We start from the raw sequence: 17,851 nt of genomic DNA, 5'->3' as shown, positions 1-17,851 counted from the left end.
TGTACGTTATGCCGGCGGAAAGTCATCGAAAGATTTTGGAAGGTATCCCCAAATTCTCAGTACGTCGGCCTTCACTTCAAATTCGAAGCCTATCTGCGAGATAACCTGAGAGATTTCCTCGGTATGGTCAATATACGTTCGTGGCAGTAATACGCCTAACGAAGGCGCTTCTTGCCACAAGCCGATGTCGAGCCATTCGACATACGCAAAAGGGAAAGGTAGGTGGTAAAACCATTCCACATCCCATCCTGAGATATGGCCTGTGATGGATTTTGAGCGATAAGACGGTACCCACCCCGAGCGCTGGCGCATGTGTGCAATCAGTTCGTTCCACTTGGTGTTATTTGCCGCGCCTGCCAGGTTTCGTTCTTTGATAGCGGTCTGGATGATCTTGCGGTTTTTATCATTCTGGCGCGCGTCAGCCATGGGTAGTTCAGTCATTTTCAGCTCATCTCCTTTAACCCATCGGGTTTGAAATAAATGACGGGCGCAGGTATATCACGACACGGCAGCCCGCTAAATCTATCCACTTTTTCTGACTGCCCAGGTAATCTCCCGGCCCCACCTATTCAAGCCAAGGACAGCACGTGAAGTTTCTTCAAGGACTCATGGCTTTATCAGCGCTCTACCTGCTGGCCGCCTGCGAGCAAGTCACCGAGAAGACCCTGCGCTTCGACGTGCCCTACGGCTTCTACGAAACGGGCTGGCGCCAGAACGTCACCGGCAAGGGCCAGTTGACCTGCAAGGTCGTCACTGACACCCAGGACCGTGGCGAGAAGTGGGTGCCGTCGGTGATCCTGGCGGCCGCCGAGGATGTGGCCGAAGACGATACGTTGTTTCTCTCCAGCTATTCGCCAGCCGGTACGGATCAGCGGATTTTCAACCTGCGTACGTTCAATAAGGCCAAGCCGATCATCGATACGCCGATTCATCAAACACTCGATCATAACGGCGTGTACACCCTGCGCCTGACCTGGCAAGCCGATGGCGCCATCGGTTACCAGGTTGAAAACGGCGGCACCTGGGAAGAGAAGAAGCTGGTGGTGAAGCCCGGTTTTACGGTGCGCCATGTGAGCGTGCATGCGTCGGGCATGAAGGGCAATGCGGTGTGTGAGTTGCGCCAGTGATCATCCGGCCGGTTGCAATGGGGGATGTGCCTGAGGTGCTGGCATTTGTGCTGCAGGCGCGTGCCGAGCTGTTTCCCAAATTTCATGATGCCGGCATGCCGGCTGACCTCGCGTGCTTTGCGTCGATTTATCTTCAGGGCGAAGGCCGCTTTTTGATCGCTCGCAACGGTGGCGAAATTGTTGCGGCCATCGGCTATCTGCCCTATGACGGGCGTTTCCCTCAGCTGGATTACCTAGGCCGCAAGACGGTGGAGGTGGTGCGCTTGTTCGTAGCGCCGGGGTTTCGCCGTTTTGGCCTGGCGAGGCAGTTGTACCGCGCACTGGAAGCGCTGGCGCAGGCGGATGGGGTTGAGGTGATGTACCTGCATACCCACCCATTTTTGCCGGGAGCGATTGAGTTCTGGGTTCGGCAGGGGTTCGAGGTGGTGGATGTGGAAGCAGACCCGGTATGGCGGACGACGCATATGCAGCGGTCCCTGTAGGCCTGTTGTGGCAAGCCCGTTCGCCACGATAAACCGCTATTCCAGTATCAAGCGGAACGCAGCCGCAGGATCTGCGCCCCATCAAACGGGTCCGTCAGGTAATGCGCCTGCACTCCGAATGTCTCGTGCAACCGCTGCGGCGTCAGCACTTGCAGCGGTTTGCCCAGCGCCACCAACCGCCCGCGATCCAACACTGCCAGGCGGTCACAGGTCAGTGCCTGGTTAAGGTCATGCAGCGCAATCAAGGTCGTCACGGGCAGCGCCTGCACACCCTTCAAGATCGCCAGCTGATGCTGGATATCCAGGTGATTGGTCGGCTCATCCAGCAACAGAATCTGCGGCCGTTGCGCCAATGCGCGGGCGATGTGCACGCGCTGGCGTTCCCCGCCCGAGAGGCTGCGCCAGGCACGGTGGCTCAGGTGGGTGGCGTCGACGTCGCGCAGGGCCTGGCGCACGATCGCATCGTCATCCAAGGACCACGGGCTCAGCGCCGACAGCCACGGCGTACGGCCCAGCGCCACGGCGTCGAATACGCGGATGGCGTCGTCGGTGTCGGCCTGTTGCTCCACCACGGCCAGTTGCTGCGCGATGGCGCGGCGGGACAGCGTGCCCAGGCGCTGGCCGCCCAGCAGCACGTCGCCGGACGCTGGTGCACGTAGCCCGGCCAACAGCTTGAGCAAGGTGGATTTGCCGGAGCCATTCGGGCCGACGATGCCGAGGGTTTCGCCCAATTGCACGTCCAGATGAATATCACGCAGCAACTCGGCCTCGCGCACCTTGAAGCCCAACCCGCTGCAACTGAGGACGGTCATCGCGCATTCCTCCGGCCGATCAGGATCAGCGCAAACACCGGTGCACCGACCAGTGCGGTGACCACGCCGACCGGAATCACCTGGCCCTTGATCAGCGTGCGCGACAGCACATCCGCCGCAATCAGGAACAACGCGCCACCCAAGGCGCTGGCGGGCAACAGCCGCGAATGCCCGGTGCCAAGCAACAGGCGCACGGCATGGGGAATCACCAGCCCGACAAAGCCGATAGAGCCGACAATCGACACCATCACTGCCGTCACCAGCGCCGCGCAGCCCACCAGCACAAATTGCACGCGGCGCACCGGAATACCGAGTGACGCCGCCGAGTCGCTGCCAAAGGTAAACGCATCCAGCGCCCGGCGGTGCCACAGGCACACGGCCAGGCCGGCGACCGCCACCGGCACCGCCAGCCACACCGAGGGCCAACGCACGCCGCTTAGATTGCCGAGCAGCCAGAACAGGATGCCGCGCGCCTGTTCGGAGCTGGCCGACTTGGTGATCAGGAACGCGGTGAGCGCATTGAACAATTGCGAGCCGGCAATACCGGCGAGGATGATCTGGCCGGTGCCACTGACCGAACCGCTGGCCCGCGCCAACAGGATCACCAGGGCAAACGCCGCCATCGCGCCGATAAACGCGCCCGCCGACAACGACACCAAGCCGCCGCCCACACCCATCAACGCCACCAGCACCGCACCGGTCGAAGCGCCGGCGCTGATGCCCAGCAGGTAGGGATCGGCCAGCGGGTTGCGCAACAGCGATTGCAAAATCACCCCGCAGGTGGCCAGCCCGGCACCGCAGGCGGCGGCGACCAGGGCGCGGGTGAGGCGGTAGTTCCACACCACGCCTTCATCGATGGGGTCGAGCACGTAGTCGGCGCCCCACAATTTGTTGGCGAGTACCTGGAGCACCACCTGTGGCGAGATGGCGGTTTCACCAATGGCCACGCCGGCGAGGACGGCAACCAGGAGCAGGGCCAGGGCGAGCAGGGTGCGCATCATTTTGGCAGGTCGTAGCCGTCGATGGCCGTGGCCAGTTGTTCAAGGCCGTCGAACATGCGGATGCTGGCCTGCAACGCCAGGGCGTCGAGGATGATGATGCGGTTGTTTTTCACCGCGTCCATGTTGCGCGTTACCGGGTCGCTGCGCAGGAAGGCGAGTTTCTTTTCATGGTCGTCGGCCGGGTAGCGGCGGCGGTCCATGCGCGCGATGACGAGGAAGGTCGGGTTGGCCTTGGCGATGGTTTCCCAACCCACGGCGGGCCACTCTTCATCGGACTGCACCACGTTGGAAAGGCCCAGGGTTTGCAGCATGAATTCGGGGATGCCTTTGTGGCCAGCCACGTATGGGTCGCTGGCCATCTCGGCACTGGAGAACCACACCAGCGCGCTGGCCTGCTTGAGGCCTTTGCCCTGCGCGGTGGCGACGGATTTGGCCAGGCGCGCCTTGAGTTCGTCGTTCAGCTGCTGGCCGCGCTCCTGCACGTCGAAGATCTGCGCCAGTTGGCGGATGCTTTTATAGATGGTCTCGATGCGAAACGGCTCCAGCCGTGTGCCGTCGGCGCCCACCAGGTTGTCCTTGCCTTCGCAGTCGGAGGGCAGCAGGTAGGTGGGGATCTTCAGTTCATGGAACTGCTCGCGGGTACCGACCACGCCTTGCGCGCCGACCACCCATTCCAGCTCGGCGGCCACCAGTTGCGGGCGCTTGGCGATCACGGCTTCGAAGCTCGGTTCGTTGTTGGCCAGGCGCTCGATTTTATCGTTCTGTGCCTTGTACTGCGGCAACACACTGTTGAACCACAGCGAGGTGCCGACCACTTTATCGGCCACGCCCAGGGCATACAGCATCTCGGTGGCGGCCTGGCCGATGGTCACGCTGCGGGCGGGAGCTTGCGCAAAGGTGATCTGGCTGCCGCAGTTTTCCACCGTCAGCGGATAGTGAGTGGGCACGGCTTGGGCCAGGGCACAGAAGCCAACGCCTGTGAGCAGGGCGGTAACGCGTGGCAGCATGGGGCGATCTCCGAGTGAAGCGTACGTGCCATTCGGAAATTCACTCTCGGGCTCCGGGGGAGCGACAGGCAAGAATGTCCTTCCCGGACACCCCGCCGGTTAGTGATTGAGCTTGGGCCGGCAGGTCTCCTGACTGATGCGTCGTCGCCAGGCTCCAGCCTTCCCGGACGAGGTCCAGTGGCATCGAGGAGCAGGCTCGGCATCTACAGTTGCGGGGGCAGTTCCGGTTGGCGCGGGTGTACCGCGCCTCGGATTCCCTATTAGTCCCGTTTGGGAACCGGCGCGGTATGGTAGTTGATTAAGGCGGGGCGACATAGCCCACGGCGTGCCCGGTCAGAGACGAATGTCCTCGGGCCCCTGGATCAGCGCTTCGATGCGCGTGCCGGTGGCGCGTTCTTCGTTGCTGAAGCCGTCGTAGTCGGCCAGGTTGCCGAAGTGGATGCCGGTCAGGCGCTCGATCTGGATCACGCTGCGCTGGTAGGTGCGCAGCTGGCCGAACACCAGCTCCAATTGGCCCAGTTCGCGGCTCTGATCGATCATGTAGGCGCTGGCCGAAGGCTTGCCGTCATCGCTCAGGTAGGCGACCACCTTCCAGAACGCCTTGGGGATCTGCACGCCACGGTAAATGCGGTCGTCGTCGGCGAACACCGGGCCGCTGAACACCGTGGCCCGGGCTTTCCAGCGTTGGGTGTTGTCGAGGATGTAGTCTTCGAGTTCCAGCCAGGTCTTCTGGTTGAACCCGCTCATCTGCGGCGAGCAGTTGGTGAAGTGGAAGGTGTCGAGGTTGGCGGTTTGCGCCACGTCGCCCCAATTGGGGTCCTGGCGGCGCACCAGGTGGCCGCGGTCCAGGCCATTGCCGGCGTAGAGCGCTTCGCCGACTTGGGCGTCGACCGGCAGGCGGCCATCGTAGGCCCAGGTGTCGTTGCTGCGGATGATGTCCACATGCTGGCCGCCGTCGATGTTGACGCCCACATACAGCGCGAGGCGCTTGGCGCGTGACATCGTTATGGAGAAGTGCGTGTAGTCCAGGCGCTTCTGGGCATCGCTCGCCAATGCTTCTTCCAGTGTGGGCCAGGGCACCCCGAAGCTGCCGAGAAAGTCCTCCGCGTAGCCACGCCGGTCCTTCAAGTCTTTGGCCGGCGTGACGCGGGGTGTCGCTGCGCGTGCCTCCAGCAGCGTGGGGCTCGGCGCGATCAATGGGCGCAGGTCGGCAAGCCGGGGGCGGTAGGCAAGTTCGATTTTGGCTTTACGTGCGGGCATCGGTCAGTCCTCCTTGGATAAACACGACTGCAACATAGATTAATGACAATTGATCATACGCACTAACCCCTGGGGGCTATCCTCAAACGGTCACCCGGACGTTCAGCACACGCCAACAAGGAGCCAGCCCATGTGTGATCGCCATTACCGTAACCCGATTTTCTGCCTGATCCCGCCCTATATGCTCGACCAGATCGCGCGTAACGGTGACAAAGCGCAACGGGATGTCGCGCTGCGTACCCGCGCCAAGGACAGCACCTTCCGCTCGCTGCGCATGGTCGCGGTGCCCGCCAAGGGCCCGGCGCACCTGGCGCTGGCCATGGGCGCCGACAAACGACGCTCGATCTACAGCGCCGAGGGCAGCGACAGCCTGCCGGGCAAACTCATCCGTGGCGAAGGCCAGCCCGTCAGTGGCGACGCGGCGGTGGACGAGGCCTATGATGGGCTGGGTGCCACCTTCGACTTTTTCGATCAGGTCTTTGACCGCAACTCCATCGACGATGCCGGCATGGCCCTGGACGCTACCGTGCACTTTGGCCAGAACTACAACAATGCGTTCTGGAACTCGACCCAGATGGTGTTCGGGGATGGGGACGGCGAGCTGTTCAACCGCTTCACGGTCGCCCTCGACGTGATTGGCCATGAGCTGGCCCACGGTGTGACCGAGGACGAGGCCAAGCTGATGTATTTCAATCAGTCCGGCGCGTTGAACGAGTCGCTGTCGGACGTGTTCGGTTCGTTGATCAAGCAATATTCGTTGAAACAAAAGGCCGAGGACGCCGATTGGCTGATCGGCAAAGGGTTGTTTACCAAGAAGATCAAAGGCACCGCGCTGCGCTCGATGAAAGCCCCCGGCACCGCGTTTGACGACAAGCTGCTGGGCAAGGACCCTCAGCCCGGGCACATGGATGATTTTGTGCAGACCTACGAGGACAATGGCGGGGTGCATATCAATTCCGGTATTCCCAACCATGCGTTTTACCAGGTGGCGACGAAAATCGGCGGGTTTGCCTGGGAACGTGCCGGGCGCATCTGGTACGACGCGTTGCGTGATGCGCGGTTGCGGCCGAACTCAGGGTTTTTGCGCTTTGCACGCATTACCTACGATGTTGCCGGTCGCCTCTACGGCGCGAACAAGGATGAGCAGAAGGCGGTCAAGGAGGGCTGGAAGGCGGTCGGTATTTCAGTCTGACGTGAGGAGCAAGCATGCAAATTTCGCTGAAGGAAAACGGCGGGCCTGCTTTTTTTCCGGGCCTGGCCAAGCCGCGCACGGTTGAGCTGGACAGCCTGCCCGAGCAGGACCAGCAGGAGTTGCGGCAGTTGGTCGAGGCGTGCGACTTCTTTCAACTGCCGCAAAGCAGTGAACCCGCGCCCGGTAAACCGGGCCAGGTGCATTACACCCTGACGGTGAAGGAGGACCAGCGCGAACACACGGTCTGTGTGCTCGCGCCAGTGAAGTCGCAGGCGCTGGAGGGGTTGGTGCAGTGTGTGCGGCGGCATATTCGTGCATAAACAATTTCAGGCCACCGCATGCCTGTGGTGAGCCACAGGTCAGGCGCTGCTCTGATTTATGTGCGATCCAGCCACACGGTCTGCGCGTTGCAGAACTCGCGGACACCGAAGTGCGACAACTCGCGGCCGAACCCGCTTTTCTTGATCCCGCCAAACGCCACCCGAGGGTCGGAGATGCTGAAGGCATTGACGAAGATGCCGCCGGTTTCCAGCTGATTGGCGATGTCCCGCGCCTTCGCCGGGTCGCTGGTGAAGATGCTCGCGGTAAGGCCGAACTCGCTGTCATTCGCCAGGGCCACGGCGTGGTCGGCGTCGCGGGCGGTGATGATCGAGGCCACGGGGCCGAACAGTTCCTGTTTGAACGAGGTCATCTGGTCGGTGACGTTGGCCAGTACGGTCGGCGCATAGTAATTGCCGGCGCCGGGTATTTTATGGCCGCCCAGCAGCAGGGTGGCACCTTCTTCCAGAGTCGCCTGGACCTGGCCATGCAGCTCGTCGCGCAGGTCGAAGCGGGCCATCGGGCCGATGTAGGTGGCGGCTGAAGTCGGGTCGCCCATCACCAGGGCGCGGCTGGCTTCGAGGAATCTGGCGGTGAAGGCTTGCACCACACCTTTTTCGATGATCAGGCGCTTGGCGGCGGCGCAGACCTGGCCGCTGTTCTGGAAGCGGCCGATCAGGGCGGCTTGTACGGCGGCATCGAGGTCGGCGTCGTTGAGCACGATGAACGGGTCGGAGCCGCCCAGTTCCAGCACGCATTTTTTCAATGCGGCACCGGCCTGGGAGCCGATGGCGATACCGGCGCGCACGCTGCCGGTGAGGGTGACGGCGGCGATGCGTGGGTCGGCGATGGCTTGGGAGACGCCGTCGTTGGTCACATTGACCACTTCAAACAGGCCTTTGGCAAAACCGGCGGTGTGGAACGCCTGCTGGATCAGGTAAGCGCTGCCCATCACGTTGGGTGCGTGTTTGAGCACGTAGGTGTTGCCGGCCAGCATGGTCGGCACGGCGCCGCGCAGCACTTGCCACACCGGGAAGTTCCACGGCATCACCGCGAAGATCGGACCCAGTGGGCGGTATTCGATCTGGGCGCTGCCGTTGTCCACCTGCGTCGGTTCCGGGGCGAGCATGGTCGGGCCGTGGGCGGCATACCACTCGCTGAGCTGCGCGCATTTTTCGATTTCGGCACGGGCCTGGGCGATGGGTTTGCCCATTTCCAGGGTGATCATCTGCGCCATATCTTCGGCTTGTTCGCGCAGGGCGCTGGCCAGGCTCAGCAGCAACTCGGCGCGCTGGCTGACCGGCTGGCGGCGCCAGGTGCGGAAGGCGAGGGTGGCGCGCTCGAGGGCGGCGTCCAGTTGCTGCGCGGTTTCATACGGGTAGCTGCCGACCGTTTCGCCGTTGGCCGGGTTGATCGAGAGGGCGTGGGTAGTCGCGTTCATGGCACCGTCCTGCTGAATGATGAGGTTGGGTTCAGCCTACGGGGGTATATATTTTCTGGAAACTGAATAATATTAAGCAATACATTCACGATTGGAGAATGACTTGGACCTGGTGCAGCTGGAAATCTTCAAGGCCGTTGCCGAGCAAGGCAGCATCAGCGCCGCCGCGCAGTTGATTCACCGCGTGCCGTCGAACCTGACCACGCGCATCAAGCAACTGGAGCAAGACCTGGGCGTGGAATTGTTTATCCGCGAGAAAAGCCGCTTGCGTCTATCGCCGGCGGGCTGGAATTTCCTCGGTTATGCGCGGCGCATTCTCGACCTGGTGCAGGAGGCCCGTGCGACAGTGGCGGGGAAGGAGCCCCAGGGTGCGTTTGCCCTCGGTTCGCTGGAGAGCACGGCGGCAGTGCGTATCCCGGCGTTGCTCGCGGCGTACAACCAGAAACACACCAAGGTCGAGCTGGACCTGAGCACCGGGCCGTCGGGCACGATGATCGAAGGCGTGTTGTCGGGGCGGTTGGCGGCGGCGTTTGTCGACGGGCCGGTGCTGCATGCCACCTTGGAAGGCGTGGCGGTATTCGAGGAAGAGATGGTAGTGATCGCGCCGCTGCATCACGCGCCGATCACCCGGGGGCAGGATGTGAATGGCGAGAACATCTACACCTTCCGCTCCAACTGCTCGTATCGGCACCACTTTGAGCGCTGGTTTTCACAGGATGGCGCGGTGCCGGGCAAGATCTTCGAGATTGAGTCGTACCACGGCATGCTCGCCTGCGTCAGTGCCGGCGCCGGGCTGGCGCTGATGCCGCGCAGCATGCTGGAGAGCATGCCGGGGTCGGCGGCGGTGAGCGTGTGGCCGCTGACGGATAACTTCCGGATTTTGAATACCTGGCTGATCTGGCGGCGCGGGACGGTGTCGCAGAGCCTCAACAGCTTTGTAAAGCTGTTGGAGGAACGCGATCTGGTTGCTTCCTAGATTGTGATGGGTATCAGCCGCCGAATTGCAGGGTGCCCATGGCCAGTTTTGCCATGACTGCAGTTGCGCCCAACTGCACCAGCCACAGTGCCAGGCCGCCAAGGAATACACCGAGCGCCACTTGCAGTACCAGGCTCTTCTGGCGCTTTGCTTGCGGTGCACGCGGGGGGAAGTGGTCCAGCTCGTCGCGGTCGGCACGCAGGTCCAGGTCGTCGTTTCTCATAAGGTACTCACAGCAAAGGGGCGGTCGAGGTTCAGTCTAGGGGCTGGAGACGAAAAAGGGGAAGCCATCGGCTTCCCCTTCTGGTGCAACGGCTACAGGTTTACAGCACCTGAACGATTGCCTTTGTGACTGCATCAATGTTCGACTGGTTCAACGCCGCCACACAGATACGCCCGGTATCCAGTGCGTAGATGCCGAATTCGCTGCGCAGGCGGGTAACTTGCTCAACGGTCAGGCCGGAGTAGGAGAACATCCCGCGCTGGCGGCCGACGAAACTGAAGTCGTGCTCCGGAGCAGCCTTGGCCAGGGTGGCGACCATCTGCTCACGCATGCCACGGATGCGCAGGCGCATTTCAGCCAGTTCGGCTTCCCACTGGGCGCGCAGCTCAGGGCTGTTCAGCACCGCTGCCACGATGGCCGCGCCGTGGGTTGGCGGGTTGGAGTAGTTGGTGCGGATCACACGCTTGACCTGGGACAGGATGCGCGCGCTTTCTTCCTTGGACTCGCCGACGATGGACAGTGCGCCCACACGTTCGCCGTACAGGGAGAACGACTTGGAGAACGAGCTGGACACGAAGAAGGTCAGGCCCGATTCAGCGAACAGGCGCACAGCGGCGGCGTCTTCGTGGATGCCGTCGCCAAAGCCCTGGTAGGCCATGTCGAGGAACGGCACCAGGTTCTTGGCCTTGACCACGTCCAGCACGTTCTGCCAGTCGGCCGGGCTCAGGTCGACGCCGGTCGGGTTGTGGCAGCAGGCGTGCAGCACCACGATGGATTGCGGCGGCAGGGCGTTGAGGTCTTCGAGCAGGCCGGCGCGGTTCACGTCATGGGTGGCGGCGTCGTAGTAACGGTAGTTCTGCACCGGGAAGCCGGCGGTTTCGAACAGTGCGCGGTGGTTTTCCCAGCTCGGGTCGCTGATGGCGACGACGGCGTTGGGCAGCAGTTGCTTGAGGAAGTCAGCCCCCAGCTTCAGCGCGCCAGTGCCGCCGACCGCTTGTACGGTGGTGACGCGGCCAGCGCTGAGCAGTGGCGATTCAGCGCCGAACAGCAGGGTTTGCACAGCCTTATCGTAGGCTGCGATGCCATCGATCGGCAGGTAGCCACGGGCGGCGTGTTGCGCCACGCGAATGGCTTCCGCTTCGGCAACGGCACGCAAGAGTGGAATCTTCCCCTCCTCGTTGCAGTAAACGCCCACGCCAAGGTTGACCTTGGTGGTTCGTGTGTCGGCGTTGAATGCTTCGTTGAGGCCCAGGATAGGATCGCGTGGTGCCATTTCGACAGCGGAGAACAGGCTCATTTTTGCGGCAGCTCTATGGGGGGTAGGAGGGACGTGTCGCGCTCCAGCCGAATGCACTAGAGCGGTGCACAAACGGGGAGCTAGTATAGAGGCCATCACCGTCGAGGGCGACAGCCGAAATGGCTTTTCGGCCAAGTTTTTCGGTTTATTTGCTGACCGTTAGTCTTATTGCAACATTGATCCGGCACGGCACGTAGGACGATGGTCTTGAAACCCGTCACATTCGGCACCACTTCTACAGCTATCATGGTTTTTTCCTGCAACCTGCGATGATCATTCGCGGGTTGCCGAGCTATTTCGTCCCTGGCGGTTTCGAGTCTGGGGTGACTTCACGAGGTACGTTATGTCGGATTTCCAACTCGTCACCCGTTTTGAACCCGCCGGCGATCAGCCGGAAGCCATTCGCCAGATGGTCGAAGGCATCGAGGCCGGCCTGGCTCACCAGACGCTGCTCGGGGTGACCGGTTCGGGCAAGACCTTCAGCATCGCCAACGTGATCGCGCAGATCAATCGTCCTACCCTGGTGCTGGCGCCAAACAAGACCCTGGCCGCGCAGCTCTATGGTGAGTTCAAGGCGTTCTTCCCGAACAACGCGGTGGAGTACTTCGTTTCCTACTACGACTACTACCAGCCCGAAGCCTACGTGCCGTCCTCCGATACCTTTATCGAGAAGGATGCGTCGATCAACGACCACATCGAGCAGATGCGATTGTCGGCGACCAAGGCGCTGCTGGAGCGCAAGGACGCGATCATCGTCACCACGGTGTCGTGCATCTACGGCTTGGGCAGCCCGGAAACCTATTTGAAGATGGTGCTGCACGTCGACCGCGGCGACAAACTCGACCAGCGCGAACTGTTGCGTCGCCTGGCCAGCCTGCAATACACGCGCAACGACATGGACTTTGCCCGCGCCACCTTCCGGGTGCGCGGCGATGTGATCGACATCTACCCGGCCGAATCCGACCTGGAAGCGATCCGCATCGAGCTGTTCGACGATGAGGTCGAGAGCCTGTCGGCCTTCGACCCGTTGACCGGCGAGGTGATCCGCAAGCTGCCGCGCTTCACGTTCTATCCGAAAAGCCACTACGTGACCCCGCGTGAAACCCTGATGGGCGCTATCGAAGGCATCAAGACCGAGTTGGCCGAGCGCCTGGAGTACCTGCGTTCCAACAACAAGCTGGTGGAAGCCCAGCGCCTGGAACAGCGCACCCGTTTCGACCTGGAGATGATCCTGGAGCTGGGCTACTGCAACGGCATCGAAAACTACTCGCGCTACCTGTCGGGGCGCGAGTCCGGGGCGCCGCCGCCGACGCTCTACGATTACCTGCCGCCGGATGCATTGCTGGTGATCGACGAATCCCACGTCAGCGTGCCGCAGGTCGGCGCGATGTATAAGGGCGACCGGTCGCGTAAGGAAACCTTGGTGGAATACGGTTTCCGCCTGCCGTCGGCGCTGGATAACCGGCCGATGCGCTTTGATGAGTGGGAAGCCATCAGCCCGCAGACTATTTTTGTGTCCGCCACGCCGGGCAACTATGAGGCCGAGCATGCCGGCCGTGTGATCGAGCAATTGGTGCGGCCGACCGGCCTGGTCGATCCGGAAATCGAAATCCGCCCGGCGTTGACCCAGGTCGACGACTTGCTGTCGGAAATCACCAAGCGCGTGGCCCTGGATGAGCGGGTGCTGGTCACCACGCTGACCAAGCGCATGTCCGAAGACTTGACCGACTACCTGGCCGACCACGGCGTGCGCGTGCGCTACCTGCACTCGGACATCGACACCGTGGAACGCGTGGAAATCATCCGCGACCTGCGCCTGGGCACCTTCGATGTGCTGGTGGGGATCAACCTGCTGCGCGAAGGCCTGGACATGCCGGAAGTGTCGCTGGTGGCGATCCTCGATGCGGACAAGGAGGGCTTCCTGCGTTCGGAGCGCTCGCTGATCCAGACCATTGGCCGTGCCGCGCGTAACCTCAATGGCCGGGCGATCCTGTACGCGGACCGCATCACCGGTTCCATGGAGCGGGCGATTGGCGAGACCCAGCGCCGTCGCGACAAGCAGATCGCGTTCAACCTGGAAAATGGCATCACGCCCAAGGGCGTGATCAAGGACGTCGCCGACATCATGGAAGGCGCCACCGTGCCAGGCTCGCGCAGCAAGAAGCGCAAGGGCATGGCCAAGGCTGCCGAGGAGAGCGCCAAGTACGAGAACGAACTGCGCTCGCCGAGTGAGATCACCAAGCGGATTCGGCAACTGGAAGAGAAGATGTACCAGTTGGCGCGTGACCTGGAGTTCGAGGCGGCGGCGCAGACGCGGGATGAGATTGGCAAGTTGCGCGAGCGCTTGCTGGCCGTTTGATTGGTGGTGGTTTCATCGGGGGCAAGCCCCCTCCCACATTTGACGGTGTTCCCATATCGACTGTGGGAGGGGGCTTGCCCCGATAGCCGCGCCTCGGTTTTCCAGAAATCCCCCAGGCTGTTACCATTCGCCCCTTGTTTCAATTTTCAGTTTTATCGCCCATTCGAGACCTGCCATGACCACCGTCCGCACGCGCATCGCGCCATCGCCTACTGGGGATCCCCACGTCGGCACTGCTTACATCGCCTTGTTCAACTACTGCTTTGCCAAGCAGCACGGCGGTGAATTCATCCTGCGGATCGAAGACACCGACCAACTGCGCTCCACCCGTGAGTCGGAACAGCAGATTTTCGATGCCTTGCGCTGGCTGGGCATTACCTGGGCGGAAGGTCCGGACGTTGGCGGACCGCATGGCCCGTATCGCCAGAGCGAGCGTAGCGATATCTACAAGCAGTACACCCAGCAACTGGTCGACATGGGCCATGCGTTCCCGTGCTTCTGCACCGCAGAAGAACTGGACCAGATGCGCGCCGAGCAACAGGCCCGCGGCGAAACCCCGCGCTACGATGGCCGCGCGCTGCTGCTGTCGAAAGAAGAAGTGGCCCGTCGCCTGGCCGCTGGCGAGCCTCACGTGATCCGCATGAAGGTGCCGAGCGAAGGCGTGTGCGTGGTGCCGGACATGCTGCGCGGTGACGTCGAGATCCCGTGGGACCGCATGGACATGCAGGTGCTGATGAAGACCGACGGCCTGCCGACGTACTTCCTGGCCAACGTGGTCGATGACCACCTGATGGGCATCACCCACGTATTGCGCGGCGAAGAATGGCTGCCGTCGGCGCCGAAGCTGATCCTGCTGTACGAGTACTTCGGGTGGGAACAACCGCAGCTGTGCTACATGCCGCTGTTGCGTAATCCGGACAAGAGCAAGCTGTCCAAGCGCAAGAACCCGACCTCGGTGACCTTCTACGAGCGCATGGGTTTCATGCCGGAAGCGATGCTCAACTACCTGGGCCGCATGGGCTGGTCGATGCCGGACGAGCGCGAGAAGTTCTCGCTGCAGGAAATGGTCGATAATTTCGACCTGTCCCGCGTGTCACTGGGCGGGCCGATCTTCGACATCGAGAAGCTGTCGTGGCTCAACGGCCAGTGGCTGCGTGATCTGCCGGTGGAAGAGTTCGCCAGCCGTGTGCAGCAGTGGGCGTTGAACCCCGAGTACATGATGAAGATCGCGCCGCTGGTGCAGGGCAGGGTGGAGACGTTCAGCCAGGTCGCACCGTTGGCCAGCTTCTTCTTTGCCGGGGGCGTGAACCCGGATGCCAAGCTGTTTGAATCCAAGAAACTCTCGGGCGACCAGGTTCGCCAACTGATGCAGTTGATCCTGTGGAAGCTCGAAAGCCTGCGCCAGTGGGAGAAGGATGCGATCGCCGCGACGATCCAGGCGGTGGTGGAATCCCTGGAATTGAAATTGCGTGATGCCATGCCGCTGATGTTTGCCGCGATCACCGGGCAGGCCAGTTCGGTGTCGGTGCTTGATGCGATGGAAATCCTCGGCCCGGACCTGACCCGCTTCCGCCTGCGCCAAGCCCTTGATTTGCTTGGTGGTGTATCGAAGAAAGAAAACAAAGAGTGGGAAAAGTTGCTGGGCGCTATCGCTTAAGCACGCGGTTGAAACGGCGAAACCCCGGTTTTCCGGGGTTTCGCTGGTAAGTGATTGTTATCCCGGCAAAAAATTTTGGAAATTGTTGAAAATAAATTTGACACGTTTCCAAACCGCCATTAAGATTCGCCCCGTCCTCACCGATGAGGGGCTATAGCTCAGCTGGGAGAGCGCTTGCATGGCATGCAAGAGGTCAACGGTTCGATCCCGTTTAGCTCCACCAATTTACAGGTTCAAGGTCTGGCCACAACGTCCTTGAATCGATCAGTTCTCAGCGCTGATCAGATGTACAGAAGGTTTTGTCCCCTTCGTCTAGTGGCCTAGGACACCGCCCTTTCACGGCGGTAACAGGGGTTCGAGTCCCCTAGGGGACGCCAGTTTCACCAAGCAGTTCGAAAGGTCTGCTGCGTCGCGAGACGAAAAATCCGGGGCTATAGCTCAGCTGGGAGAGCGCTTGCATGGCATGCAAGAGGTCAACGGTTCGATCCCGTTTAGCTCCACCAATTTACAGTTCCAAGGTTCCGGCAACACCGTCCTTGGATCGATCAGTCTCAGCCTGATCAGTGTACAGAAGGTTTGTGTCCCCTTCGTCTAGTGGCCTAGGACACCGCCCTTTCACGGCGGTAACAGGGGTTCGAGTCCCCTAGGGGACGCCACGATTACCCGCTCTGCGGGATTTTTAAGGGTCATTCAATTATTGAATGGCCCTTTTGTTTGTCTGCCGTTTGGCCAATTCTTTTTCCTTTCCTACTTTTCTTCTGACCAGCGGTCATGCCCGTCGCTTGCCAAATATTATTATGGTAATAATATTCAACCCATGAACATCGGAGGCGATGATGAGCGATAAAAAAGCGCAAACCCGCGAACGCATTTTGCAGGCCGCCAGCGCCGCGCTGATCCAGCGTGGCCCGGCTGAACCGAGTGTGGGCGAAGTGATGGGCGCGGCGGGGCTGACCGTCGGTGGTTTCTACGCGCACTTCGAAAGCAAGGACGCGCTGATGCTGGAGGCCTTCACCCAGTTGCTGGCCAAGCGTCGAGCGTCGATTGATGACATGGACTCGCAGCTGACCGGAGAGGAGCGCAGAAGCCTGGTGGCGGCGTTCTACCTGTCGCGCAAGCACCGCGACTCCACTGCCCAGGCTTGCCCGATTCCCGCCACGGTCGGCGAGATGAGCCGCCTGCCGGATGAGTTCCGCCAGGCGTTGAACGAGCACTGTGAGCTGATGGCTGCGCAGTTGGCTGCCAGCCCCGAGGACACCGACAAAGCCCTGGCTGACATGGCGCTGATGATCGGTGGCTTGGCCCTGGCCCGCGCCTTGGGGCCGGGTGAGTTGTCTGACCGTGTGCTGCGCGCCGCCAAGTCGGCCGTGCGCTAGAAGAGGGCTGCATGATGGGCACGCTTACCTGGGTTCGTCGCTTCAACAGCACGCTGGGCCACCTGGTGCCGCAAACGGTGGCCAACCGCATGCGTCGTGCCTTCATGACGCCCCGCGAGCTGCCGCCGCGTGACTGGGAACTGCCGCTGCTGGCGCAATCGGAGCGCATCACCCTGCGTTTCGGCTTGTCCGCGTTGCGCTGGGGCCAGGGGCCGGCGGTGTTGCTGATGCACGGTTGGGAAGGGCGTCCTACCCAATTTGCCAGCTTGATCAGCGCATTGGTCGACAACGGTTATTCCGTGATTGCCCTTGATGGCCCCGCCCATGGCCGTTCGCCGGGTCGTGAAGCCCATGTGCTGCTGTTTGCCCGCGCCATGCTTGAAGCTGCCGCCGAGTTGCCACCGCTGCACGCCGTGATCGGCCATTCTATGGGCGGCGCCAGTGCGATGCTGGCGGTGCAGTTGGGGCTGCGCACCGAGGCATTGGTGAGTATCGCCGCGCCGTCGCGTTTTCTGGATGTGCTGCGCGGCTTTACCAGGATGGTCGGTTTGCCGGCGCGGGCGCGTTCGGCGTTTATCCAGGAGGTCGAGTTGACTTTCGGAATGCCGCTCAAACACCTGGACGTGGCGCATTACCAGATGAATATTCCCGGCCTGATCGTGCACGCCGAAGACGACACCTTCGTTCCGGTCAAAGCCTCGCAAGCCATCCACGAAGCCTGGTTCGACAGCCGCTTGCTACGCCTGGAGCAGGGCGGTCACCAGAAAGTCCTGGCCGATCCGCGTGTGATCGACGCTGTACTGGCGTTGCTGGCCGGCCGTTGTCTACAGGAGCGGCAAAGCGCCTGATACACTCTCCCCGCCGACATTAATCGACTGGGAGCAAGGCATGGGCTGGGATTTGGCAACGCCGTTCATCATCGATCTGCAGGTCGCGCCTGAAGACATCGACGGCCTGGGGCACGCCAATAACGCGGTGTACGTGTCCTGGCTGGAGCGCTGCGCCTGGCGCCACTCCCAGCGCCTGGGCCTGGACCTGACCGAATATCGCCGCCTGGACCGCGCCATGGCGGTGGTGCGTCATGAGATCGACTACCTGGCCGCCGGTTATGAAGGCGACGAGCTGCAACTGGCCACCTGGATCGTCGACTGGGACCAGCGCCTGAAGATGACCCGGCGCTTCCAACTGGTCCGCCCCCGTGACGGCGCGACCCTGTTGCGTGCGCAAACCACCTTCGTCTGCATTGAGCTGTCCACCGGCAAGCCCAAGCGCATGCCGGCTGAATTCCTCGACGGTTATGGCCCCGCCCTGACAGGGGGTTAA

General features: G+C 61.8%; 18 protein-coding genes, 4 tRNA genes and 1 riboswitch. Of the genes, 14 read left to right on the top strand and 8 right to left on the bottom strand.

Annotation, left to right across the window (positions count from 1 at the left end; translation table 11 throughout):
- Nucleotides 1-6: 6 nt before the first annotated feature.
- Nucleotides 7-441 (bottom strand): DUF6678 family protein, encoded by a 435-nt coding sequence (locus BMX59_RS19465; RefSeq protein ID WP_170856129.1) that lies wholly within the window; start codon nucleotides 439-441, stop codon nucleotides 7-9.
- 146 nt (nucleotides 442-587) lie between these two features.
- On the opposite strand from BMX59_RS19465, the gene BMX59_RS19460 reads away from it, so the two are divergent.
- Together BMX59_RS19460 and BMX59_RS19455 are read left to right on the top strand one after the other, a co-directional pair.
- Complete coding sequence (locus BMX59_RS19460) at nucleotides 588-1,127, top strand: hypothetical protein (RefSeq protein ID WP_256572981.1); 540 nt, start codon at nucleotides 588-590, stop codon at nucleotides 1,125-1,127.
- A 17-nt stretch (nucleotides 1,128-1,144) separates the two neighbouring features.
- On the top strand, nucleotides 1,145-1,609 hold the full coding sequence (locus tag BMX59_RS19455) for a GNAT family N-acetyltransferase (RefSeq protein WP_093124958.1): 465 nt from the start codon (nucleotides 1,145-1,147) through the stop codon (nucleotides 1,607-1,609).
- A 47-nt stretch (nucleotides 1,610-1,656) separates the two neighbouring features.
- On the opposite strand, the gene BMX59_RS19450 is transcribed toward BMX59_RS19455, so the two are convergent.
- The 4 genes from BMX59_RS19450 to BMX59_RS19435 all read right to left on the bottom strand — a co-directional run bounded on the left by BMX59_RS19450 (nucleotide 1,657) and on the right by BMX59_RS19435 (nucleotide 5,689).
- Nucleotides 1,657-2,421: an ABC transporter ATP-binding protein gene (locus BMX59_RS19450; RefSeq protein WP_092250301.1), complete on the bottom strand. Its 765-nt coding sequence runs from the start codon at nucleotides 2,419-2,421 to the stop codon at nucleotides 1,657-1,659.
- Nucleotides 2,418-3,422 carry a FecCD family ABC transporter permease gene (locus tag BMX59_RS19445; protein ID WP_093124722.1) on the bottom strand — a complete coding sequence of 335 codons (1,005 nt, stop codon included), beginning with the start codon at nucleotides 3,420-3,422 and terminating at the stop codon, nucleotides 2,418-2,420. The genes BMX59_RS19450 and BMX59_RS19445 overlap by 4 nt, the downstream gene beginning before the upstream one ends.
- A complete protein-coding gene (locus BMX59_RS19440) occupies nucleotides 3,419-4,429 on the bottom strand; it encodes an ABC transporter substrate-binding protein (protein WP_093124718.1) in 1,011 nt (336 codons plus the stop codon). Before BMX59_RS19440 ends, BMX59_RS19445 begins: the two co-directional genes overlap by 4 nt.
- 101 nt (nucleotides 4,430-4,530) lie before the next feature.
- Nucleotides 4,531-4,726: riboswitch (cobalamin riboswitch) on the bottom strand.
- A 36-nt stretch (nucleotides 4,727-4,762) separates the two neighbouring features.
- Nucleotides 4,763-5,689, bottom strand: coding sequence for a DNA/RNA non-specific endonuclease (locus BMX59_RS19435; protein ID WP_093124715.1), 927 nt, complete (start codon nucleotides 5,687-5,689; stop codon nucleotides 4,763-4,765).
- Nucleotides 5,690-5,819: 130 nt separating this feature from the next.
- Between BMX59_RS19435 and BMX59_RS19430 the strand changes: the two genes are divergently transcribed.
- Both BMX59_RS19430 and BMX59_RS19425 read left to right on the top strand, forming a co-directional pair.
- Nucleotides 5,820-6,881, top strand: coding sequence for a M4 family metallopeptidase (locus BMX59_RS19430; RefSeq protein ID WP_071490120.1), 1,062 nt, complete (start codon nucleotides 5,820-5,822; stop codon nucleotides 6,879-6,881).
- 14 nt (nucleotides 6,882-6,895) lie between these two features.
- Complete coding sequence (locus BMX59_RS19425; RefSeq protein ID WP_092250312.1) at nucleotides 6,896-7,201, top strand: protealysin inhibitor emfourin; 306 nt, start codon at nucleotides 6,896-6,898, stop codon at nucleotides 7,199-7,201.
- 56 nt (nucleotides 7,202-7,257) lie between these two features.
- Here BMX59_RS19425 and BMX59_RS19420 read toward each other — a convergent pair whose 3' ends face one another.
- Nucleotides 7,258-8,640 (bottom strand): aldehyde dehydrogenase family protein, encoded by a 1,383-nt coding sequence (locus BMX59_RS19420; RefSeq protein ID WP_093124710.1) that lies wholly within the window; start codon nucleotides 8,638-8,640, stop codon nucleotides 7,258-7,260.
- Between the two features lie 103 nt (nucleotides 8,641-8,743).
- On the opposite strand from BMX59_RS19420, the gene BMX59_RS19415 reads away from it, so the two are divergent.
- Nucleotides 8,744-9,616, top strand: a complete 873-nt coding sequence (locus BMX59_RS19415; RefSeq protein ID WP_093124706.1) for a putrescine utilization regulator PtrR — start codon at nucleotides 8,744-8,746, stop codon at nucleotides 9,614-9,616.
- Between the two features lie 13 nt (nucleotides 9,617-9,629).
- Here the strand turns inward: BMX59_RS19415 and BMX59_RS19410 are convergent, their stop codons facing one another.
- Together BMX59_RS19410 and BMX59_RS19405 are read right to left on the bottom strand one after the other, a co-directional pair.
- Nucleotides 9,630-9,839, bottom strand: a complete 210-nt coding sequence (locus tag BMX59_RS19410) for a hypothetical protein (RefSeq protein ID WP_093124704.1) — start codon at nucleotides 9,837-9,839, stop codon at nucleotides 9,630-9,632.
- Between the two features lie 100 nt (nucleotides 9,840-9,939).
- Nucleotides 9,940-11,136 (bottom strand): amino acid aminotransferase, encoded by a 1,197-nt coding sequence (locus tag BMX59_RS19405; RefSeq protein ID WP_058427801.1) that lies wholly within the window; start codon nucleotides 11,134-11,136, stop codon nucleotides 9,940-9,942.
- 343 nt (nucleotides 11,137-11,479) lie between these two features.
- Here BMX59_RS19405 and uvrB point away from each other — a divergent pair, with 343 nt between their 5' ends.
- The 9 genes from uvrB to BMX59_RS19360 all read left to right on the top strand — a co-directional run bounded on the left by uvrB (nucleotide 11,480) and on the right by BMX59_RS19360 (nucleotide 17,851).
- Entirely contained in the window at nucleotides 11,480-13,495 is a 2,016-nt protein-coding gene (gene uvrB, locus BMX59_RS19400) for an excinuclease ABC subunit UvrB (RefSeq protein WP_093124701.1), read from the top strand.
- Nucleotides 13,496-13,670: 175 nt separating this feature from the next.
- Nucleotides 13,671-15,152 (top strand): glutamate--tRNA ligase, encoded by a 1,482-nt coding sequence (gene gltX / locus BMX59_RS19395; RefSeq protein WP_093124698.1) that lies wholly within the window; start codon nucleotides 13,671-13,673, stop codon nucleotides 15,150-15,152.
- A gap of 147 nt (nucleotides 15,153-15,299) precedes the next feature.
- Nucleotides 15,300-15,375: transfer RNA gene (locus BMX59_RS19390), tRNA-Ala, on the top strand.
- Between the two features lie 78 nt (nucleotides 15,376-15,453).
- Nucleotides 15,454-15,529, top strand: a tRNA-Glu gene (locus tag BMX59_RS19385).
- Nucleotides 15,530-15,579: 50 nt separating this feature from the next.
- Nucleotides 15,580-15,655: transfer RNA gene (locus BMX59_RS19380), tRNA-Ala, on the top strand.
- A 77-nt stretch (nucleotides 15,656-15,732) separates the two neighbouring features.
- Nucleotides 15,733-15,808 (top strand) — tRNA-Glu (locus BMX59_RS19375).
- Nucleotides 15,809-15,988: 180 nt separating this feature from the next.
- The gene (locus BMX59_RS19370; protein ID WP_058426896.1) at nucleotides 15,989-16,528 is read left to right on the top strand and encodes a TetR/AcrR family transcriptional regulator; all 540 of its coding nucleotides are present in this window, start codon (nucleotides 15,989-15,991) and stop codon (nucleotides 16,526-16,528) included.
- 14 nt (nucleotides 16,529-16,542) lie between these two features.
- The gene (locus BMX59_RS19365) at nucleotides 16,543-17,376 is read left to right on the top strand and encodes an alpha/beta hydrolase (RefSeq protein WP_092250500.1); all 834 of its coding nucleotides are present in this window, start codon (nucleotides 16,543-16,545) and stop codon (nucleotides 17,374-17,376) included.
- A gap of 40 nt (nucleotides 17,377-17,416) precedes the next feature.
- Nucleotides 17,417-17,851: an acyl-CoA thioesterase gene (locus BMX59_RS19360; RefSeq protein WP_033901813.1), complete on the top strand. Its 435-nt coding sequence runs from the start codon at nucleotides 17,417-17,419 to the stop codon at nucleotides 17,849-17,851.

The sequence above is a fragment of the Pseudomonas sp. NFR09 genome (assembly GCF_900111535.1).
GTDB lineage: Bacteria > Pseudomonadota > Gammaproteobacteria > Pseudomonadales > Pseudomonadaceae > Aquipseudomonas > Aquipseudomonas extremorientalis.
This window is presented reverse-complemented; position numbering and strand designations above follow the sequence as displayed.

What these genes read in the sequence shown, in the direction of transcription:
- BMX59_RS19465 (WP_170856129.1), bottom strand. Translation starts at nt 441, where the DNA reads ATGACTGAACTACCCATGGCTGACGCGCGCCAGAATGATAAAAACCGC.
- BMX59_RS19455 (WP_093124958.1), top strand. Translation starts at nt 1,145, where the DNA reads ATGGGGGATGTGCCTGAGGTGCTGGCATTTGTGCTGCAGGCGCGTGCC.
- BMX59_RS19450 (WP_092250301.1), bottom strand. Translation starts at nt 2,421, where the DNA reads ATGACCGTCCTCAGTTGCAGCGGGTTGGGCTTCAAGGTGCGCGAGGCC.
- BMX59_RS19445 (WP_093124722.1), bottom strand. Translation starts at nt 3,422, where the DNA reads ATGATGCGCACCCTGCTCGCCCTGGCCCTGCTCCTGGTTGCCGTCCTC.
- BMX59_RS19440 (WP_093124718.1), bottom strand. Translation starts at nt 4,429, where the DNA reads ATGCTGCCACGCGTTACCGCCCTGCTCACAGGCGTTGGCTTCTGTGCC.
- BMX59_RS19435 (WP_093124715.1), bottom strand. Translation starts at nt 5,689, where the DNA reads ATGCCCGCACGTAAAGCCAAAATCGAACTTGCCTACCGCCCCCGGCTT.
- BMX59_RS19430 (WP_071490120.1), top strand. Translation starts at nt 5,820, where the DNA reads ATGTGTGATCGCCATTACCGTAACCCGATTTTCTGCCTGATCCCGCCC.
- BMX59_RS19425 (WP_092250312.1), top strand. Translation starts at nt 6,896, where the DNA reads ATGCAAATTTCGCTGAAGGAAAACGGCGGGCCTGCTTTTTTTCCGGGC.
- BMX59_RS19420 (WP_093124710.1), bottom strand. Translation starts at nt 8,640, where the DNA reads ATGAACGCGACTACCCACGCCCTCTCGATCAACCCGGCCAACGGCGAA.
- BMX59_RS19410 (WP_093124704.1), bottom strand. Translation starts at nt 9,839, where the DNA reads ATGAGAAACGACGACCTGGACCTGCGTGCCGACCGCGACGAGCTGGAC.
- BMX59_RS19405 (WP_058427801.1), bottom strand. Translation starts at nt 11,136, where the DNA reads ATGAGCCTGTTCTCCGCTGTCGAAATGGCACCACGCGATCCTATCCTG.
- uvrB (WP_093124701.1), top strand. Translation starts at nt 11,480, where the DNA reads ATGTCGGATTTCCAACTCGTCACCCGTTTTGAACCCGCCGGCGATCAG.
- gltX (WP_093124698.1), top strand. Translation starts at nt 13,671, where the DNA reads ATGACCACCGTCCGCACGCGCATCGCGCCATCGCCTACTGGGGATCCC.
- BMX59_RS19370 (WP_058426896.1), top strand. Translation starts at nt 15,989, where the DNA reads ATGAGCGATAAAAAAGCGCAAACCCGCGAACGCATTTTGCAGGCCGCC.
- BMX59_RS19365 (WP_092250500.1), top strand. Translation starts at nt 16,543, where the DNA reads ATGGGCACGCTTACCTGGGTTCGTCGCTTCAACAGCACGCTGGGCCAC.
- BMX59_RS19360 (WP_033901813.1), top strand. Translation starts at nt 17,417, where the DNA reads ATGGGCTGGGATTTGGCAACGCCGTTCATCATCGATCTGCAGGTCGCG.